Origin of the sequence: Pontibacter lucknowensis (assembly GCF_900156415.1) — a bacterium.
In the GTDB taxonomy this organism is placed as follows: domain Bacteria; phylum Bacteroidota; class Bacteroidia; order Cytophagales; family Hymenobacteraceae; genus Pontibacter; species Pontibacter lucknowensis.
In genome coordinates this window covers 568,481-586,439 of record NZ_FTNM01000001.1, presented here as the reverse complement: position 1 = coordinate 586,439, position 17,959 = coordinate 568,481, and the positions used below count along the sequence as shown (strand labels likewise).

Annotated in this window: 33 protein-coding genes; all 33 read left to right on the top strand. The window is 41.6% G+C overall.

Features of this window, described 5'->3' with window-relative positions:
- The first annotated feature begins 104 nt into the window (after positions 1-104).
- A complete protein-coding gene (rpsL, locus tag BW972_RS02610) occupies positions 105-521 on the top strand; it encodes a 30S ribosomal protein S12 (protein ID WP_007654317.1) in 417 nt (138 codons plus the stop codon).
- A gap of 19 nt (positions 522-540) precedes the next feature.
- A complete protein-coding gene (rpsG, locus tag BW972_RS02605) occupies positions 541-1,008 on the top strand; it encodes a 30S ribosomal protein S7 (protein WP_007654316.1) in 468 nt (155 codons plus the stop codon).
- 3 nt (positions 1,009-1,011) lie between these two features.
- On the top strand, positions 1,012-3,114 hold the full coding sequence (gene fusA / locus BW972_RS02600) for an elongation factor G (RefSeq protein ID WP_007654314.1): 2,103 nt from the start codon (positions 1,012-1,014) through the stop codon (positions 3,112-3,114).
- A 12-nt stretch (positions 3,115-3,126) separates the two neighbouring features.
- Complete coding sequence (rpsJ, locus tag BW972_RS02595) at positions 3,127-3,432, top strand: 30S ribosomal protein S10 (RefSeq protein ID WP_007654312.1); 306 nt, start codon at positions 3,127-3,129, stop codon at positions 3,430-3,432.
- A gap of 174 nt (positions 3,433-3,606) precedes the next feature.
- Positions 3,607-4,224 carry a 50S ribosomal protein L3 gene (rplC, locus tag BW972_RS02590; RefSeq protein WP_076420882.1) on the top strand — a complete coding sequence of 206 codons (618 nt, stop codon included), beginning with the start codon at positions 3,607-3,609 and terminating at the stop codon, positions 4,222-4,224.
- A 2-nt stretch (positions 4,225-4,226) separates the two neighbouring features.
- A complete protein-coding gene (gene rplD, locus BW972_RS02585; protein ID WP_076420880.1) occupies positions 4,227-4,853 on the top strand; it encodes a 50S ribosomal protein L4 in 627 nt (208 codons plus the stop codon).
- 1 nt (position 4,854) lies between these two features.
- A complete protein-coding gene (gene rplW, locus BW972_RS02580; protein WP_040573765.1) occupies positions 4,855-5,142 on the top strand; it encodes a 50S ribosomal protein L23 in 288 nt (95 codons plus the stop codon).
- 10 nt (positions 5,143-5,152) lie between these two features.
- Positions 5,153-5,977 carry a 50S ribosomal protein L2 gene (gene rplB / locus BW972_RS02575; protein WP_007654299.1) on the top strand — a complete coding sequence of 275 codons (825 nt, stop codon included), beginning with the start codon at positions 5,153-5,155 and terminating at the stop codon, positions 5,975-5,977.
- Positions 5,978-5,980: 3 nt separating this feature from the next.
- Positions 5,981-6,259 carry a 30S ribosomal protein S19 gene (rpsS, locus tag BW972_RS02570; protein ID WP_076420878.1) on the top strand — a complete coding sequence of 93 codons (279 nt, stop codon included), beginning with the start codon at positions 5,981-5,983 and terminating at the stop codon, positions 6,257-6,259.
- A 1-nt stretch (position 6,260) separates the two neighbouring features.
- A complete protein-coding gene (gene rplV, locus BW972_RS02565) occupies positions 6,261-6,656 on the top strand; it encodes a 50S ribosomal protein L22 (protein ID WP_040573772.1) in 396 nt (131 codons plus the stop codon).
- A 4-nt stretch (positions 6,657-6,660) separates the two neighbouring features.
- Positions 6,661-7,413, top strand: a complete 753-nt coding sequence (gene rpsC, locus BW972_RS02560) for a 30S ribosomal protein S3 (RefSeq protein ID WP_007654291.1) — start codon at positions 6,661-6,663, stop codon at positions 7,411-7,413.
- Between the two features lie 30 nt (positions 7,414-7,443).
- Entirely contained in the window at positions 7,444-7,866 is a 423-nt protein-coding gene (gene rplP / locus BW972_RS02555; RefSeq protein WP_007654290.1) for a 50S ribosomal protein L16, read from the top strand.
- 3 nt (positions 7,867-7,869) lie between these two features.
- Positions 7,870-8,070 carry a 50S ribosomal protein L29 gene (gene rpmC, locus BW972_RS02550; RefSeq protein WP_007654289.1) on the top strand — a complete coding sequence of 67 codons (201 nt, stop codon included), beginning with the start codon at positions 7,870-7,872 and terminating at the stop codon, positions 8,068-8,070.
- Positions 8,071-8,085: 15 nt separating this feature from the next.
- Entirely contained in the window at positions 8,086-8,343 is a 258-nt protein-coding gene (rpsQ, locus tag BW972_RS02545; protein ID WP_007654288.1) for a 30S ribosomal protein S17, read from the top strand.
- Position 8,344: 1 nt separating this feature from the next.
- The gene (gene rplN, locus BW972_RS02540; protein WP_076420876.1) at positions 8,345-8,713 is read left to right on the top strand and encodes a 50S ribosomal protein L14; all 369 of its coding nucleotides are present in this window, start codon (positions 8,345-8,347) and stop codon (positions 8,711-8,713) included.
- Between the two features lie 20 nt (positions 8,714-8,733).
- Positions 8,734-9,057 carry a 50S ribosomal protein L24 gene (rplX, locus tag BW972_RS02535; RefSeq protein WP_007654285.1) on the top strand — a complete coding sequence of 108 codons (324 nt, stop codon included), beginning with the start codon at positions 8,734-8,736 and terminating at the stop codon, positions 9,055-9,057.
- A gap of 1 nt (position 9,058) precedes the next feature.
- Complete coding sequence (gene rplE / locus BW972_RS02530) at positions 9,059-9,613, top strand: 50S ribosomal protein L5 (protein WP_007654284.1); 555 nt, start codon at positions 9,059-9,061, stop codon at positions 9,611-9,613.
- A 5-nt stretch (positions 9,614-9,618) separates the two neighbouring features.
- Positions 9,619-9,888 carry a 30S ribosomal protein S14 gene (gene rpsN, locus BW972_RS02525; RefSeq protein WP_007654283.1) on the top strand — a complete coding sequence of 90 codons (270 nt, stop codon included), beginning with the start codon at positions 9,619-9,621 and terminating at the stop codon, positions 9,886-9,888.
- Between the two features lie 89 nt (positions 9,889-9,977).
- Complete coding sequence (gene rpsH / locus BW972_RS02520; RefSeq protein WP_007654282.1) at positions 9,978-10,376, top strand: 30S ribosomal protein S8; 399 nt, start codon at positions 9,978-9,980, stop codon at positions 10,374-10,376.
- 14 nt (positions 10,377-10,390) lie between these two features.
- Positions 10,391-10,945, top strand: coding sequence for a 50S ribosomal protein L6 (gene rplF / locus BW972_RS02515; RefSeq protein WP_076420874.1), 555 nt, complete (start codon positions 10,391-10,393; stop codon positions 10,943-10,945).
- An 8-nt stretch (positions 10,946-10,953) separates the two neighbouring features.
- Positions 10,954-11,304: a 50S ribosomal protein L18 gene (gene rplR, locus BW972_RS02510; RefSeq protein ID WP_040573759.1), complete on the top strand. Its 351-nt coding sequence runs from the start codon at positions 10,954-10,956 to the stop codon at positions 11,302-11,304.
- A gap of 5 nt (positions 11,305-11,309) precedes the next feature.
- Entirely contained in the window at positions 11,310-11,828 is a 519-nt protein-coding gene (rpsE, locus tag BW972_RS02505) for a 30S ribosomal protein S5 (protein WP_040573757.1), read from the top strand.
- A gap of 5 nt (positions 11,829-11,833) precedes the next feature.
- The gene (gene rpmD, locus BW972_RS02500; RefSeq protein ID WP_007654273.1) at positions 11,834-12,013 is read left to right on the top strand and encodes a 50S ribosomal protein L30; all 180 of its coding nucleotides are present in this window, start codon (positions 11,834-11,836) and stop codon (positions 12,011-12,013) included.
- A 1-nt stretch (position 12,014) separates the two neighbouring features.
- Entirely contained in the window at positions 12,015-12,461 is a 447-nt protein-coding gene (gene rplO / locus BW972_RS02495) for a 50S ribosomal protein L15 (RefSeq protein WP_007654272.1), read from the top strand.
- Between the two features lie 5 nt (positions 12,462-12,466).
- Positions 12,467-13,783 carry a preprotein translocase subunit SecY gene (gene secY / locus BW972_RS02490; protein WP_007654271.1) on the top strand — a complete coding sequence of 439 codons (1,317 nt, stop codon included), beginning with the start codon at positions 12,467-12,469 and terminating at the stop codon, positions 13,781-13,783.
- A 3-nt stretch (positions 13,784-13,786) separates the two neighbouring features.
- Positions 13,787-14,560, top strand: a complete 774-nt coding sequence (map, locus tag BW972_RS02485) for a type I methionyl aminopeptidase (protein WP_076420872.1) — start codon at positions 13,787-13,789, stop codon at positions 14,558-14,560.
- Positions 14,561-14,779, top strand: coding sequence for a translation initiation factor IF-1 (gene infA / locus BW972_RS02480; protein ID WP_007654265.1), 219 nt, complete (start codon positions 14,561-14,563; stop codon positions 14,777-14,779).
- Positions 14,780-14,784: 5 nt separating this feature from the next.
- Positions 14,785-14,901, top strand: coding sequence for a 50S ribosomal protein L36 (rpmJ, locus tag BW972_RS02475; protein ID WP_007654264.1), 117 nt, complete (start codon positions 14,785-14,787; stop codon positions 14,899-14,901).
- 9 nt (positions 14,902-14,910) lie between these two features.
- Positions 14,911-15,288: a 30S ribosomal protein S13 gene (gene rpsM, locus BW972_RS02470; RefSeq protein WP_007654263.1), complete on the top strand. Its 378-nt coding sequence runs from the start codon at positions 14,911-14,913 to the stop codon at positions 15,286-15,288.
- A gap of 9 nt (positions 15,289-15,297) precedes the next feature.
- Positions 15,298-15,690 carry a 30S ribosomal protein S11 gene (rpsK, locus tag BW972_RS02465; protein ID WP_007654262.1) on the top strand — a complete coding sequence of 131 codons (393 nt, stop codon included), beginning with the start codon at positions 15,298-15,300 and terminating at the stop codon, positions 15,688-15,690.
- Between the two features lie 22 nt (positions 15,691-15,712).
- Complete coding sequence (rpsD, locus tag BW972_RS02460) at positions 15,713-16,318, top strand: 30S ribosomal protein S4 (protein ID WP_007654260.1); 606 nt, start codon at positions 15,713-15,715, stop codon at positions 16,316-16,318.
- Between the two features lie 37 nt (positions 16,319-16,355).
- Positions 16,356-17,345, top strand: coding sequence for a DNA-directed RNA polymerase subunit alpha (locus tag BW972_RS02455; protein ID WP_007654259.1), 990 nt, complete (start codon positions 16,356-16,358; stop codon positions 17,343-17,345).
- Between the two features lie 70 nt (positions 17,346-17,415).
- Positions 17,416-17,928 carry a 50S ribosomal protein L17 gene (gene rplQ, locus BW972_RS02450; protein WP_040573755.1) on the top strand — a complete coding sequence of 171 codons (513 nt, stop codon included), beginning with the start codon at positions 17,416-17,418 and terminating at the stop codon, positions 17,926-17,928.
- Positions 17,929-17,959 lie beyond the last annotated feature (31 nt).

Genomic DNA, 17,959 nt, shown 5'->3' with positions numbered 1-17,959 from the left:
GTGCTAATAATTAATGAATTAAAATTTTGAATTTGCAAAATGGTTTTCCTACCTTTGCAGACCAAATTTTAGAGTGAAAAATATCTATAATTAACAAATTATAAATGCCTACTATACAGCAATTAGTAAGAAAGGGAAGAGAGAAGTTAACTTCAAAGTCGAAGTCTCCAGCCCTAGATTCATGCCCACAACGCCGTGGTGTATGTACAAGAGTGTATACAACCACTCCTAAGAAGCCAAACTCAGCTATGCGTAAAGTAGCTAGGGTTAGACTTACGAACGGTAAAGAAGTGAACGCTTATATCCCAGGTGAAGGTCACAACCTTCAGGAGCACTCTATTGTGCTTATCAGAGGTGGTAGAGTGAAAGACCTTCCAGGTGTTCGTTATCACATCGTACGCGGTGCACTGGATACAGCCGGAGTTAACGGCCGTTTGCAGTCACGCTCGAAGTACGGTGCTAAGAGACCTAAGCCAGGCCAGCCAGCCGCTGCTGCAGGTAAAGGTGGTAAGAAAAAATAATTGATAGAATTATATTACAATGAGAAAAGCAAAGCCTAAAAGTAGAGTTCTCCTTCCTGATCCAAAATTCAAAGAGACCTTAGTAACACGTTTCGTAAACTATCTGATGGAAGATGGTAAGAAAAGTATTGCTTATGGTATCTTCTATGATGCTGTAGAATTAGTAGAGCAAAGAACGAAAGAGAACGGCCTTGAGACTTGGAAGAAAGCATTGAACAATGTGATGCCAAGCGTAGAGGTAAAAAGCCGCCGCGTAGGTGGTGCTACTTTCCAAGTGCCGACTGAGGTTCGTCCGGATCGCAGAGTATCTCTTGGTATCAAGTGGATGATCTCTTACGCTCGTAAGAGAGGTGAGAAGACAATGAAAGACAAATTAGCTGGTGAGATCATCGCAGCTGCAAAAGGTGAAGGTGCTGCCGTTAAGAAGAAAGACGACACGCACAGAATGGCCGAGGCAAACAAAGCATTCTCACACTTTAGATTTTAATTAATGGCAAGGGACTTAAAATACACACGTAATATTGGTATTGCCGCTCACATTGACGCTGGTAAAACAACAACAACAGAGCGTATACTTTACTATACAGGTAAATCTCACAAATTAGGTGAGGTTCACGAAGGTGGTGCTACCACTGACTGGATGGAGCAGGAGCAAGAGCGTGGTATCACAATTACTTCCGCAGCTGTTACTGTAAACTGGCCATACAGAGGTAACGACTACCATATCAACATTATCGATACTCCAGGTCACGTAGACTTTACAGTTGAGGTAAACCGTTCACTGCGTGTACTGGATGGTCTGGTATTCCTTTTCAGTGCAGTTGATGGGGTTGAACCTCAGTCTGAGACAAACTGGAGACTTGCTGACAACTATAAAGTAGCTCGTATCGGTTTCGTTAATAAAATGGACCGCTCGGGCGCTGACTTCCTGAACGTATGCCGTCAGGTAAAAGAAATGCTTGGTAGCAACGCTGTTGCACTTCAGTTGCCAATCGGTTCTGAAGACAACTTCAAGGGTGTAGTTGACCTAGTTAACTTCAGAGGTATTGTATGGAATGAGAGCGATAAAGGTATGACCTTTACTGAAGTTCCTATTCCAGATGATATGATAGAAGAAGCAGAGGAATACAGAGAGAAACTTTTGGAAGCTGTAGCTGAATATGATGAGACTTTGATGGAGAAATACTTCGAAGATCCTAATTCAATCACAGAAGCAGAAATTCTTAATGCTCTTCGTGCTGCAACTATTGACATGGCAATCGTGCCAATGCTGTGCGGTTCTTCTTTCAAGAATAAAGGTGTACAAACAATGCTTGACTATGTAATGGCATTGCTTCCATCACCAGTTGACAAAGAAAGCATTATTGGTACAAACCCTGACACAGGTGCAGAAGTAGCAAGAAAGCCGTCAGAGACTGATCCATTCGCAGGCCTTGCATTTAAAATTGCTACAGACCCTTATGTAGGTCGTCTTTGCTTTGTACGTGCATACTCAGGAGTACTTGACTCAGGATCGTATGTGTATAACTCAAGATCTGGAAACAAAGAGCGTATCTCGCGTATTTTCCAGATGCATGCCAATAAGCAAATCCAGATTGACAAACTGCAAGCTGGTGATATTGCTGCAGTAGTAGGCTTTAAAGACATCAAAACAGGTGATACACTTTGCGATCAGAGCGCTAAAATCGTTCTGGAATCGATGGAGTTCCCTGAGCCAGTAATTGGTTACGCAATTGAGCCTAAGACGCAGGCTGACTCCGATAAAATGGGTATGGCAATCGCCAAACTTGTTGAGGAAGACCCAACCCTCCAGGTAAACACTGACGAGGAAACAGGTCAGACTATCCTTAGAGGTATGGGTGAGCTTCACCTTGAGATCATCATCGACCGTATGAAGCGTGAATTCAAGGTTGAACTGAACCAGGGTGCTCCACAGGTAGCTTACAAAGAAACTATCACGAAAGCAGTTGAGCACAGAGAAGTGTTCAAGAAGCAGTCAGGTGGTCGTGGTAAGTTTGCCGACATCGTGTTCACAATGGGACCACGTGAAGATGGCAAGCAAGGACTGGAGTTCGAAAATGCAATTGTGGGTGGTGTGATTCCAAGAGAATTCATCCCGGCAATTCAGAAAGGGTTCGAAGAAGCAATGAAGAATGGTATTCTGGCTGGCTTCCCAATCGACTCTATGAAAGTTCGTTTGTTCCACGGTTCATTCCACGACGTTGACTCTGACTCACTTTCTTTTGAACTGGCTGCACGTCAGGGCTTCAAAGAAGCAGGTAAGCAGTGTGCTCCGAAACTACTTGAGCCAATCATGGCTGTAGATGTAGTGACTCCGGATGAGTACACAGGTCCTGTAACTGGTGACTTGAACAGAAGAAGAGGTATCATGAAAGGTATGGATACGAAAGGAACATCTACAGTAGTGAAGGCAGACGTTCCGCTTTCAGAACTGTTTGGTTACGTAACTGACCTTCGTACCATTACTTCAGGTAGAGCAACGGCTTCTCTTACTTTTTCTCATTACGAGCAAGTACCACAAAACCTGGCCGATGGCATCATTGCTAAATTAAAAGGAACTGCAGCTAAATAGTAGTAAAAGATAATGAATCAGAAAATTAGAATTAAGCTTAAGTCTTACGACCATAACCTGGTAGACAAATCTTCTGAGAAGATTGTAAAAGCTGTAAAGGCTACTGGAGCTATCGTAAGCGGTCCTATTCCTCTGCCTACAGAGAAGGATAAATTCACAGTTCTTCGTTCACCACACGTGAACAAGAAATCCAGAGAGCAGTTTCAGCTTTGCACTTACAAGCGTCTGGTTGATATCTACTCTACAAGCTCTAAAACAGTAGACGCACTGATGAAGTTAGAACTTCCTAGCGGTGTGGATGTTGAGATCAAAGTTTGATAAGAACAGATCGAATATTAAAAAGAGAACCTTCGGGTTCTCTTTTTTTATGCGCTGATTAATAATATTTTAGACAAAAGTTGCTAAAGCATTTTAAATTTTATTAACTTTGCACTCCCTTAGCGAGAGCTGTGGGATAAAATCATTATATCCATCTTTTAAAAAACAAGTTGAATGCCTGGAATTATCGGTAAAAAAATCGGAATGACAAGCCTCTTCACTACAGATGGTAAATACACGCCAGTTACGCTTATTCAAGCAGGACCATGTGTAGTTACTCAAGTGAAGACGGTTGAGACTGATGGCTACGCAGCGGTGCAGCTTGGCTACGGCGACAAAAAGCTTAAAAGAGTAACGAAAGCAGAAGCTGGACATTGCAAAAAAGCTAATACGACAGCCAAGAAAAAAGTTGCTGAATTCGATGTAGAAGGAATATCTCTGAATCTTGGTGATACAGTAGATGTGAATCTCTTCGAAGAAGGAGAGTATGTTGACGTAGTGGGTACATCAAAAGGTAAAGGTTTTCAAGGCGTTGTAAAGCGTCACAACTTTGCCGGTGTAGGTGGCCAGACACACGGTCAGCACAACAGAGCAAGACACCCTGGTTCAATTGGTGCGTGCTCTTGGCCATCAAGAGTATTCAAAGGTATGCGCATGGCCGGTCGTATGGGCGGTAACCGTGTTAAGATACAGAACTTAACAGTGGTTCGTGTAATCGCAGACAAAAATCTGTTAGTAGTTAGTGGCTCTGTTCCAGGTGCCAAGAATTCTTACGTGTTAATTGAGAAATAAAAATGGAGCTTTCTGTATTGAATATTAAAGGTGAGGATACAGGTAGAAAGGTAACACTTTCTGATGCTGTGTTTGGTGCTACACCGAACGAGCATGCAATGTATCTTGACGTGAAGCAGTACCTGGCTAATCAGAGACAAGGTACGCACAAGTCCAAAGAAAGAAACGAAGTAGCTGGATCTACTAAGAAGATCAAAAAGCAAAAAGGTACTGGTGGAGCTCGTGCAGGTAGCTTGAAAGCTCCTCTTTTTGTAGGTGGTGGTAGAGTATTTGGACCAAAACCAAGAAACTACAGCTTTAAGCTTAACAAAAAGCTTAAGGAAGTTGCTCGTGCTTCTGCTCTTTCATTGTTAGTAAAAGACAATAAAGTTTCTTTGGTTGAGGCTTTCACTTTTGAAGCTCCGAAAACGAAAGAATTCAAAAGCATGCTTAGCAACCTGAAGGTAGAAGGTAAAACTTTACTAGTAATACCTGCAGTGGATAAGAATGTTGTTCTTTCCGGCCGCAACCTGAATAAGGTGAAGATTTCTACAGCTAGCGATTTGAATACATACGACCTGTTGAATACAGACCGTGTACTGCTGGTTGAAGATTCAGTTAACATTATTGAAAACCTCCTAAGCGCATAATATTATGATCCTGAAAAAACCGCTTCTGACGGAAAAATTCGCTGCCATGAACGAGGTTGGAAAGTATGCTTTCGAGGTGAACATTAAAGCCAACAAAGTAGAAATCAAAAAGGCAGTTGAGAAGCTTTACGGAGTTACTGTAGAAAAGGTAGCTACCATGAAGACGCAAGGCAAAGTAAAGAGCAAGTATACTAAGTCTGGCGCTGTAACTGGCCGTACATCTTCTAAGAAAAAAGCAATCGTTACCCTGAAAGAGGGTGAAGTAATCGACTTTTACAGCAGCATTTAATTAAATAACAATGGCTTTAAAGAAGTTAAGACCAACAACACCAGGTCAAAGATTCCGTGTAGCGCCAGCGTTCGATGAGATCACGACGGCTACTCCAGAGAAATCTTTGTTGGCACCGAGTAAAAAATCTGGTGGACGCAACAACTCAGGTAAAATGACTATGCGCTATATGGGCGGTGGTCATAAGCAGAAGTACAGAGTGATTGACTTTAAGCGTACAAAGCACGGTGTGCCTGCTACGGTTAAAACAATCGAGTACGATCCGAACAGAACTGCTCGTATTGCACTGCTTTATTATGCAGACGGTGAGAAAAGCTATATCATTGCACCATCTGGAATCCAGGTGGGAACTGAGATAGTTTCAGGACCAGGTAATGCACCAGAAGTAGGTAACTGCCTTCCTTTATCTGACATTCCTCTAGGTACAATCATTCACAACATCGAATTGCAGCCTGGCCAAGGTGCAACACTTGCCAGAAGTGCAGGTTCTTATGCACAGCTAGTTGCAAGAGAAGGTCGCTATGCAACTATCAAGTTGCCATCTGGTGAACTTCGTATGGTGCTTGTAAATTGCTACGCAACTGTAGGAACAGTTTCTAACTCTGATCATATGAATGTTAAGATTGGTAAAGCCGGTCGTAACAGATGGTTAGGTAAGCGTCCAAGAGTACGTGGTGTTGCCATGAACCCTGTCGATCACCCTATGGGTGGTGGTGAAGGCAAGTCATCTGGCGGTCACCCACGTTCACGCAAAGGCTTGCTGGCTAAAGGTCTTAAGACACGCAGCAAGAAAAAGCATTCTGAGAAACTTATAGTTAATAGAGGAAAGAAATAGTAAATGGCTAGATCATTAAAAAAAGGGCCTTATATTGACTATAGGCTCGAGAAGAAAGTAGACGTGATGAACGAGTCTGGTAAGAAGACTGTTATCAAGACTTGGTCACGCAGATCCATGATTTCTCCGGATTTCGTAGGTCACACATTCGCAGTTCATAACGGAAATAAATTCATTCCTGTTTATGTGACTGAGAACATGGTAGGTCACAAACTTGGAGAGTTTGCCCCAACCAGAAACTTTAGAGGTCATATTGCTAAAAAAGATAAAGGCAAGCGATAAAATGGAAGCAGTAGCAAGACTTAAGAACGTACCTACTTCTCCTCGCAAAATGCGATTAGTAGCGGGTCTGGTACGCGGCAAGAGCGTAAACAAAGCCCTTGGATTATTGAAATTCGAAGCAAACTCAGGTGCTGCAAGAATTGAAAAGCTCCTTTTATCAGCTCTTTCTAACTGGCAGCAGAAGAATGAAGATGCTCGCATAGAAGATGCTAATCTTTATATCAAAGAGATCTTTGTAGATGAAGGTAAAATGCTGAAGCGTCTGCGTCCTGCACCACAGGGCCGTGGTTACAGAATCAGAAAAAGATCTAATCATGTGACTCTTGTAATAGACAGCATGACTGAAGAGCAACTTGAGCAACAGCAATCAAAGAAATCTAAAAAAGCCAATAAGTAAGAACATGGGACAGAAAGTAAATCCGATCGGTTTTCGCCTAGGAGTTATCAAAGGTTGGGATTCTAACTGGTATGGTGGCAAAGATTTCGCTGAGAAACTGGTTGAAGACGAGAAAATCAGAAAGTATATTTTAGCGCGTATTCCTAAAGGTGGTATTTCTAAAATTATCATTGAAAGAACCCTAAAGCGCATCACTATCACTATCAACACTGCCAGACCTGGTGTAGTAATCGGTAAAGGCGGACAGGAAGTAGATAAGATCAAGGAAGAGCTTAAGAAGCTTACTAACAAAGATGTTCAGATAAACATTTTTGAAATTAAGCGTCCTGAGCTTGATGCAAAGCTGGTAGGTGAGTCTATCGCTCAGCAGCTGCAGGCCCGTATCTCTTTCCGTCGTGCGATGAAGCAAGCGATTGCTTCTGCGCTGCGTGTTGGTGCTGAAGGTATCAAAGTTCAGGTTTCAGGTCGTCTAGGCGGTGCTGAAATGGCAAGAACTGAGCACTACAAAGAAGGCAGAACTCCTCTGCACACACTTCGTGCTGATATCGATTATGCATTGTCTGAAGCTCAGACTGTATATGGTAAGCTAGGTATCAAAGTATGGATCTTCAAAGGAGAGGTTTACGGTAAAAAAGACCTTACTCCTAATGCAGACATGGATACCAAAGGTGGAGCAGGTGCACAGGGTGGCGATAGAAGAGGCCGTGGTGATCGCAAGAAAACTGACGGAGCTCCTAAGCGTAAGCGTCGCCAATAATTGATTGATAACATTATTAAGTTTTAGAAAATGTTACAGCCGAAAAGGACTAAATATAGAAAAATGCAAAAAGGCCGCGTGAAAGGTCTGGCTCATAGAGGCAGTACTATTTCATTTGGTTCTTTTGCGATCAAATCACTGGAGGCTTCATGGATTACAAGCCGCCAGATTGAAGCTGCTCGTATCGCCATGACAAGAGCAATGAAACGTGAAGGCCAGGTATGGATTCGTATTTTCCCTGACAAGCCGGTTACGAAAAAGCCTGCAGAGGTTCGTATGGGTAAGGGTAAAGGTTCTCCTGAGTATTGGGTAGCCGTGGTTAAGCCAGGTACCATCATGTTTGAATCAGATGGCGTTCCTATGGAAGTGGCAAAAGAGTCACTTAGATTAGCTGCCCAGAAGCTGCCAGTTAAAACAAAGTTTGTAGTACGTAGAGATTACGTTGAGAAATAGTATATGAAAAATTCAGAGATTAAAGCTTTGTCTTTAGAAGAGCTGAAAGAGAAGCTTAATACGGAGCAAACAACCATGCAGAACCTGCGTTTTGCACATGCTATCTCTCCGTTGGAAAATCCGATGAAAATCCGTGAGACGAAAAAAGCAATTGCTCGTCTGAATACAGAAATTCGTCGCCGTGAAATTGAAGCTAACTCTTAATACTTAATAGAAATCATGGAAGAGAGAAATCTTAGAAAAGAAAGAAGTGGTAAGGTTGTTAGCAACAAGATGGACAAGTCTATCACTGTGTTAGTGGAAAGCAGAATGAAGCACCCAATCTATGGTAAGTTCGTTAGCAAGTCCACCAAATTCATGGCTCATGACGAGAAGAACGAGTGCAACATCGGTGATACCGTACGCATTCAGGAGACACGTCCTCTAAGCAAAAACAAGAACTGGCGTTTAGTAGAAATAATAGAAAGGGCGAAATAAAATGATACAGCAGGAATCTAGATTGAACGTAGCCGATAACAGTGGAGCCAAAGAAGTTCTTTGTATCCGTGTTCTAGGTGGTACAGGCAAGAAGTACGCTTCTATCGGGGATAGAATCGTAGTAACTGTAAAATCAGCCCTTTCTTCTGGCAACGTTAAAAAGGGAACTGTTTCTAAGGCAGTTATTGTAAGAACAAAGAAAGAGATCAGAAGAAAAGACGGTTCTTATATCCGTTTCGACGACAATGCCGCTGTTCTTCTGAATGCTAACAACGAGCCACGTGGTACGCGTATTTTCGGACCAGTTGCGCGTGAGCTTCGTGAAAAGCAATTCATGAAAATTGTTTCGTTGGCACCTGAAGTTCTTTAATCATTAATTCAGACATCAAGATGAATAAGAAAAAACTTCATGTAAAAACTGGCGATACAGTAAAAGTGATTGCCGGTGACGACCGCGGAAAGACAGGCCGCATTACAGCTGTTAATATCGAGAAGCAAAGAGTTACAGTTGAGGGAATTAATATGGTGACGAAGCATGCAAAGCCTAGCGCCAAGAACCCTCAAGGTGGTATCTCTAAAATGGAAGCTCCTATTCATGCCAGCAACGTAGCTTTAGTAGATCCTAAGTCAGGAGAAACCACCAAAGCTGGCAGAAGAAAAAACAGCGAAGGTAAAACAGAGCGTTATTCTAAAAAATCAGGAGAAGTAATCTAATATGGCAACTGCAAGATTTAAAGAAAAATATCAGAAGGAGGTTATACCTGCCCTGAAAGAAAAGTTCCAGTATAAGAACGTAATGCAGGTGCCGAAGATCACTAAGATCTCTATTAACAAAGGTATCGGTGCTGCAGTAGCTGACAAGAAACTTGTTGACATCGGAGTAGAGGAACTGACGACCATCTCTGGTCAGAAGGCTGTAGCTACTATCGCTAAGAAATCAGTTTCTAACTTCAAGCTTCGCGAAGGCATGCCAATTGGTGCACGTGTGACACTAAGAGGCGAGCGTATGTACGAGTTCATGGACCGTCTTCTAACAATCGCTCTTCCACGCGTACGTGACTTCAGAGGTGTTAGTGATAAAGGTTTTGATGGTCGTGGCAACTATACACTTGGTGTAAAAGAGCAGATCATCTTCCCTGAAATCAGCATAGATAAAATCAAAGCCATTAGTGGTATGGATATTACCTTCGTAACGACTGCTCAAACAGATGAGGAGAGCTATGAGTTGCTTAAAGCGTTTGGTATGCCTTTCACTAATATTAAGAAATAAGAAAAATGGCTAAAGAAGCAGTAAAAGCGAGAGAGCTTAAAAGACAGAAGTTAGTGGCAAAGTACGCTGCGAAGCGTGCTGAACTTAAAGCTAAAGGAGATTACGAAGGACTTGATAAGCTTCCTAAGAATTCATCTCCAGTAAGGTTACATAACCGTTGCAAGCTGTCTGGAAGACCACGTGGTTACATGAGAAAATTCGGTATCTCACGTGTAGTGTTCAGAGAACTGGCTGTTATGGGTAAAATTCCTGGTGTAACAAAATCGAGCTGGTAATTTTTTCTTAACATATTAAGAAAGAAGAAAAGATATTCTTATCTTTGCCGCTCGCTTAGAAAAAGCGTTCAAGATTTAAGTGATTCATAATGAACTCAGATCCAATAGCAGATTATTTAACTAGAGTGCGTAATGCCATCAAGGCAAACCACAGAGTAGTTGAAATACCATCTAGCAATATCAAGAAAGAGATTACAAAAGTATTGTACGAAAAAGGATACATTCAAAGCTATAAGTTTGATGATTCCTCTGTACAAGGTACTATTAAGATCGCTCTGAAATACAACCCTACCACTAAGCAATCTGCTATTGTGAAACTTGAGAGGGTAAGTAAGCCAGGGCTTCGTAAGTATACCGGAAATGACAGCTTGCCACGCGTTCTGAACGGGTTGGGTATTGCTATTCTGTCAACTTCCAAAGGTGTAATGACTGAAAAAGAAGCCAAGTCACTGAATGTAGGTGGTGAGGTATTGTGTTACGTTTACTAATAGGAGGATAGACAATGTCACGTATAGGAAAATTGCCAATCACTCTGCCGACAAACGTTGAAATTGCTGTTGCAAAGGATAACGTTGTTACTGTAAAAGGTCCTAAGGGAACACTAACTACTCCGGTAGATAAAGACATTATTGTTAAGCAGGAAGAAAACCAGATTGTGGTTGAGCGTCCTACTGAGCAGAAGCGTCACAAAGCTATGCATGGACTTTACCGTTCACTTATCAACAACATGGTGGTAGGTGTAAGTGAAGGCTATAAAGAGCAGCTGGAGTTAGTGGGTGTTGGTTACAAAGCAACTGTACAGGGAAATGTACTGGAGCTTGCTCTTGGATACTCACACAATATCTTCATGACCATGCCTGAAGAAGTTTCTGCAACTGCAGTAACAGAAAAAGGTAAAGCACCAGTAATCACGCTTGAAAGTAATGACAAGCAACTGATCGGTCAGGTAGCTGCTAAAATCAGATCACTTCGCAAAGTAGAGCCTTATAAAGGTAAAGGTATCCGTTTTGTAGGAGAAGTTGTAAGAAGAAAAGCTGGTAAGACAGCGTCTAAATAATCATCATCATGTCTGTTAATAAAGTATCAAGAAGACTTAGAATTAAGAGAAGTATCAGAAACAAGATTTCTGGTACTTCTGCCAGACCAAGATTATCTGTTTTTAGAAGCAACAAAGCTATCTATGCACAGCTGATCGATGACACTACAGGAAAAACTTTGGCGGCTGCCTCTTCTGTGAAGCTTGATGGTGTATCCAACGCTAATATTTCAGTGTCCAATCAGGTTGGAAAAGAAATAGGAGCTAAAGCTCTCGAGATGGGTATCACGCAGGTGGTGTTTGACCGTTCTGGATACCTTTACCATGGTAACGTAAAATCATTGGCTGAAGGCGCACGCGAGGCAGGCCTTAAATTCTAAGAATTATGTTGAAAAATAATATTCGTAGTGTAAAGGCTAGCGAGATCGAACTCAAAGAAAAAGTTGTTGCGATCAATCGTGTAGCTAAAGTTGTAAAAGGTGGTAGAAGATTTAGCTTTGCTGCCATCGTTGTAGTAGGTGATGGTAATGGTGTTGTTGGATACGGCCTTGGTAAAGCAAACGAAGTAACTGACGCTATTGCTAAAGGTATAGACGATGCAAAGAAGAACTTGGTTAAAGTTCCTCTTTACCATCACACTGTTCCACATGCAATGGAAGGTAAGTACTCAGGTGGTTTCGTTCTTGTTAAGCCTGCAGCTCCAGGTACTGGTGTAATTGCCGGTGGTGCAATGCGTGCTGTATTGGAAAGTGCTGGTATCAAAGACGTACTTTGCAAGTCTAAAGGGTCTTCTAACCCACATAACGTGGTAAAAGCAACTTTTGATGCGCTGTCAAAAATGCGTGATCCTTTGGCCGTAGCTCAGCAGCGTGGTGTTAATTTGCAGAAAGTATTTAACGGTTAATTGAGATGGCTAAAGTAACAATCACACAGGTTAAAAGCATTATTGACAGACCAAAGAACCAAAAGCTTACAATTCAAGCGCTAGGTCTTGGTAAGATCAATAAATCAGTAACTGTTGAGAAAACACCTCAGATTGCTGGTATGATTAACAAGGTTCACAATTTAGTAGAAGTAAAGGACATTTAATATGTATTTGAATTCATTAAAACCTGCAGAAGGGTCTGTTAAGACTAGAAAGAGAATAGGCAGAGGAACTGGCTCAGGTAGAGGTGGAACTTCTACTAGAGGTCACAAAGGTGCCAAGTCTCGTTCAGGCTACTCTCAGAAGTCAGGCTTTGAAGGTGGTCAGATGCCACTTCAGAGACGTGTACCTAAGTTTGGTTTCAAAAACTTCAACAGAGTAGAGTATAAAGGAATAAATTTAGATGTTCTGGAGTCTTTGGCTGCAGAAACTAATGAAAAAGTTTTTAACTTTGATTTCTTCAAGGCACACGGTTTAGTGTCCAAGAACGACAAAGTTAAGATCTTAGGTAGAGGAGAGATATCTAAAGCTGTAGAAGTACACGCTCACGCTTTTTCTCAAACTGCCATTTCATCCATCGAAAAAGCAGGCGGTAAAACAGTAGCCCTTTAATTTTTATGAAGAAGTTTATAACAACAATTAAGAACATTTTTGCTATTGATGATCTAAGAGTACGAATACTCAATACCTTAGGTTTTATAGCTATTTTTAGATTAGGTTCTTATGTTGTTCTTCCTGGTATAGATCCTAACCAGCTCAAGGCCAACACCGAAGGTATATTTGGCCTTTTGGATACGTTCTTAGGTGGAGCATTTAGCAATGCTTCCATCTTTGCGTTAGGGATCATGCCATACATTTCAGCTTCTATCGTATTACAGCTACTTACTATAGCCGTTCCGTATTTTCAAAAAATGCAGAAGGAGGGTGAGTCTGGTAGAAAGAAAATCAACCAAATCACCCGAGTTCTTACTATTATCATTACGCTTGCTCAGGCAGTAGGCTTTGTTGCTACGATTAACAGCGAAGCAATTGTAATAAATACCACGCTGTTTACCATTAGCTCCATGATTGTGTTAACATCGGGCACAATCTTCTGTATGTGGCTTGGTGAAAGAATTACAGATAAAGGTATAGGTAACGGTATATCAATGCTGATTATGATTGGCATTATCTCTCGTTTCCCAGGTGCCATTGTTGCTGAAGCCTTATCTAAAGAGTTAAATGGTGCACTGCTGTTTATTTTTGAGTTAGTGGTTCTCTTCTTTGTAGTAATGTCTGTAGTAATGCTTACTCAGGCTGTAAGAAGAATCCCAGTACAATATGCTAAGCAGGTTGGCGGTAGCTCGCTATACAGTGGACAGCGCCAGTTTATTCCTTTGAAAGTAAATGCAGCAGGTGTTATGCCTATCATTTTCGCTCAATCGTTGATGTTTCTACCCTCTATGATTGCTTCAATCTGGGCAGATTCAAATGAAACAGCGAGTTATATAGGAGCGACATTCTCTGATTTCACTTCATGGCAGTACAATGTAGTGTTTGGATTGATGATCCTGATATTTACATACTTCTACACAGCGATTACTGTTAATCCAAATCAAATTGCTGATGACTTGAAGCGTAGTGGTGGTTTTGTGCCGGGTGTTAAACCTGGTCGTTCTACCTCAGAGTATATTGATAATATTCTTACAAAAATCACGCTGCCTGGTGCTATTTATCTAGCGCTCGTTGCAATCTTTCCTGCTATCGCCATGCTATTTGGAGTAACTAGAGAGTTTGCTCAGTTCTACGGGGGCACTTCACTGATCATTATGGTGGGTGTTGTTCTCGACACATTGCAGCAGATTGAAAGTTATTTACTAATGCGTCATTATGATGGCATGATGAAATCTGGTAAGCTTAGAGGCAGAACAGAGAATATTGCCATGGTATCCTAATAAATGATTTTTTACAAGACTGAAGAAGAAATAGAGCTAATTCGCCAGAGTGCTTTAATATTAAGTAAAGCACATGGCGAAATAGCTCTTCTTATAAAGGAAGGGGTATCAACTCTTACCCTTGATAAAAGAGCTGAAGAGTTTATTAAAGATCATGGAGCTGTTCCATCTTTTAAAAACTACAATGGGTTTCCTTTTAGCCTCTGTATCTCGATAAACTCGACTGTAGTTCATGGAATGCCAAGTAATTACGTTTTGAACGATGGAGACGTAATTTCTGTTGACTGTGGAGTCTATTATAACGGTTTTCATAGTGACTGTGCATATACCCATGCTGTTGGTAATGTTTCTGAGGAGGTTTCACATCTGTTAGATGTTACAAAAGAATCCTTGTACAAAGGGATTGAAAAGGCAGTTGTTGGAAATAGGCTTGGTGATGTCAGCCATGCAATCCAGACACATGCTGAAGCTTCTAAATATGGTGTCGTACGAGAATTGGTAGGGCACGGTATAGGACGTAACCTACATGAGGCTCCTGAAGTGCCTAATTACGGGAAACGTGGACAGGGATTAAAGCTTCAAAATGGATTGGTACTTGCGATTGAGCCAATGGTAAACCTCGGTACCAGGTATATTATTCAAGAAGAGGATGGATGGACAATCCGGACCCGTGATAATAAACCCTCTGCTCATTTTGAGCATACAGTTGTAATAAGAAAAGATCAAGCAGAAGTATTAACAACTTTTGATTATATAGATAAAGCTAAACAACAATAAATGGCGAAGCAGTCCTCTATCGAGCAAGACGGTACTATCATCGAAGCATTATCAAATGCAATGTTCCGGGTAGAGTTAGAAAATGGTCATCAGGTGATCGCACATATCTCAGGTAAAATGAGAATGAATTACATCAAGATTCTGCCAGGTGACCGAGTTAAATTGGAGATGTCTCCTTATGATTTAACTAAAGGAAGAATTGTTTATCGATATAAATAACTACAATGAAAGTCAAAGCATCAGTAAAAAAGAGAAGTGCTGAATGTAAAGTGATCCGCCGTAAGGGGAAGCTTTATGTTATCAACAAAAAAAATCCAAGATATAAACAAAGACAAGGATAATTATTAATTATGGCAAGAATAGCAGGAGTTGATATTCCGGACAACAAAAGAGGAGAGATCTCTTTGACGTACATCTATGGTATAGGTCGTAATCTCTCTGTGCAAATCCTAAACAAAGCCGGGGTGGATCTTGACAAAAAGGTGAAAGACTGGACCGAAGATGAAGCTAATGAGATCAGAAATGTGATTGCAGCTGAGATCAAAACTGAAGGTGTTTTGAGATCAGAAGTGCAATTGCATATCAAGCGTCTTCTTGATATTGGCTGCTACCGTGGTTTGAGACACCGTAAAGGTCTACCTGTACGAGGTCAGCGCACGAAGAATAACTCGCGCACAAGAAAAGGTAAGCGTAAGACAGTAGCAAACAAGAAGAAAGCTTCTAAATAATTTTTGATCATGGCTCAGAAAAGAAAAGACAAAGCTAAGAAGCGTGTTGTAGTTGTTGAATCAACAGGCCAGGTACACATCAAAGCTTCTTTCAACAATATTATTATCTCAGTAACCAACAACGCAGGACAAGTTATCTCTTGGGCTTCTGCTGGTAAAATGGGTTTTAAAGGTTCTAAAAAGAACACTCCTTACGCTGCACAAATGGCTGCTGCAGATTGCGCAAAGGTTGCTTATGACCTGGGTATGCGTAAAGCTGAAGTATTTGTTAAAGGCCCTGGTGCAGGTAGAGAGTCCGCCATCCGTACTGTACAGAATACTGGTATCGAAGTAACAACTATTAAAGATGTTACACCACTTCCTCACAACGGATGTCGTCCTCCTAAACGCAGAAGAGTTTAATTAGTAAATTAGATTAAATACAATGGCAAGATATACTGGTCCTAAAAGCAAAATCTCCAGAAAATTCAACGAGGAGATTTTTGGCCCAAGCAAAGCATTAAAAAAGAAAAGCTATCCTCCAGGACAGCACGGCCGTGGTCGTCGTAAGAAGCAGTCTGAATATGCAGTTCAGCTTGCTGAAAAGCAGAAAGCAAAATATATCTATGGTATGCTGGAGAAGCAGTTTGCTAACCTGTTTGACAAGGCAGCTCGTAAAGGCGGTATCACTGGTGAAAACCTGTTGATCCTTCTTGAGTCCAGACTTGATAACACAGTTTACAGACTGGGTATCGCTCCGACAAGAAGAGCTGCCCGTCAGCTAGTTTTGCACAAGCATATCACTGTTAACGGCGAGATCGTTAACATTCCATCATATAGCTTAAAAGTTGGTGATACGGTAGCCGTGAGAGAGAAATCAAAATCTCTTGAGGCGATTACAACTAGCCTAAGCGTACGTAACGCACGTGCATTTAGCTGGTTAGAGTGGGATGGTGCTGAGATGGTTGGTAAATTTGTGTCTGCGCCACAGCGTGACCAGATCCCTGAGAAAATTCAGGAGCAGCTGATCGTCGAGCTTTACTCTAAGTAAGCCGCTTAATCAATTTTTAACCTTTAACACTGCAAGTATGTCAATATTAGCATTTCAAATGCCAGAGAAAGTTGTAATGGAAAAAGCCGACGACTTTCATGGTTTATTTGAATTCAAGCCGCTTGAAAAAGGTTACGGAGTAACCATCGGTAATGCTTTGCGAAGAATTTTGCTTTCTTCTCTGGAAGGTTACGCAATTACTAGCGTTCGCATACCTGGTGTACTGCACGAGTTCTCGTCTGTTGAAGGCGTAGTGGAAGATGTATCTGACATCATCCTTAATTTGAAAATGGTTCGCTTTAAGAAAATAAGCGAAGTCATTGATGATAAGATCACTGTATCTATCTCAGGTCAGGATAAATTTGTAGCTGGCGACATCAGCAAATTCTCTACAAGCTTTGAGGTTCTAAACCCTGAGCTGGTAATCTGTAACCTGGACAAGAACATGACTCTGGAAGTAGAGCTTACTATTCAGAAAGGACGTGGTTACGTTCCTGCTGAAGAAAATAAGCCGGCTGATCAGGTTTTTGGTCTTATTCCAATTGATGCCATTTTCACGCCAATCAAGAATGTAAAGTTCAGCGTAGAAAATACACGTGTTGAGCAGAAGACTGACTATGAAAAGCTATTGCTTGACATACAGACTGATGGTTCTATACATCCTGAAGATGCCTTGAAAGGCGCTGCCAATATTTTGATCCAGCACTTCATGCTCTTCTCTGATAACACAATGACTTTCGAAACAGCTAAGCCTGAAGAAGAAGAAGCTGTGGATGAAGAACTTCTGCACATGCGCAAAGTCCTGAAGACTTCACTTCAGGATATGGATCTTTCTGTTAGAGCTTACAACTGCCTCAAGGCTGCCGACATCAAAACCCTTGGCGACTTGGTGCAGCTTGACATCTCTGACATGATGAAGTTCCGTAACTTCGGTAAGAAGTCTTTGACAGAGCTTGAGAATCTGGTGCAAGAGAAAGGCCTGACTTTTGGCATGGACCTTTCTAAGTATAAATTAGAAGAAGATTAATAATCCTGCGGCATAATTCCCGATCCCCGGGTGGGTTGATCGACGGTATGCACGTGCACAATTCAAAATAATGAGACACGGTAAAAAAATCAATCATTTAGGAAGAACCGCTTCGCACCGTAAAGCAATGCTGTCAAACATGGCTGCTTCGCTTATCCTGCACAAGCGTCTTTCTACAACAGTAGCTAAAGCGAAAGCACTGCGCAAGTATGTGGAGCCTCTACTGACAAAATCTAAAAACGACACAACTCACTCCAGAAGAACTGTATTTGCTTACCTGCAAGACAAAGAGTCTGTGAAAGAGTTGTTCGACGAAGTATCTGTAAAGATCGCTAACAGACCCGGTGGTTACACTCGTATCCTGAAGACTGGTTACAGACTTGGTGACAATGCTGAAATGTGTGTTATCGAGCTTGTTGACTACAACGAGGATATGTTGACTACAACTGGCGCTGCCGGTGGTGCTAAGAAAACTCGTCGTCGTTCTTCTTCTAAGAAAAAAGGTGCTGAGTCTACTGAGGCTTCAGCTCCAGCAACTCCAGAAGCAGAGGGCACTAAAGATGAAACAAAAGATGCTGAATAAGCTTCATTTGTGAAATATTGCAAAGGGACAT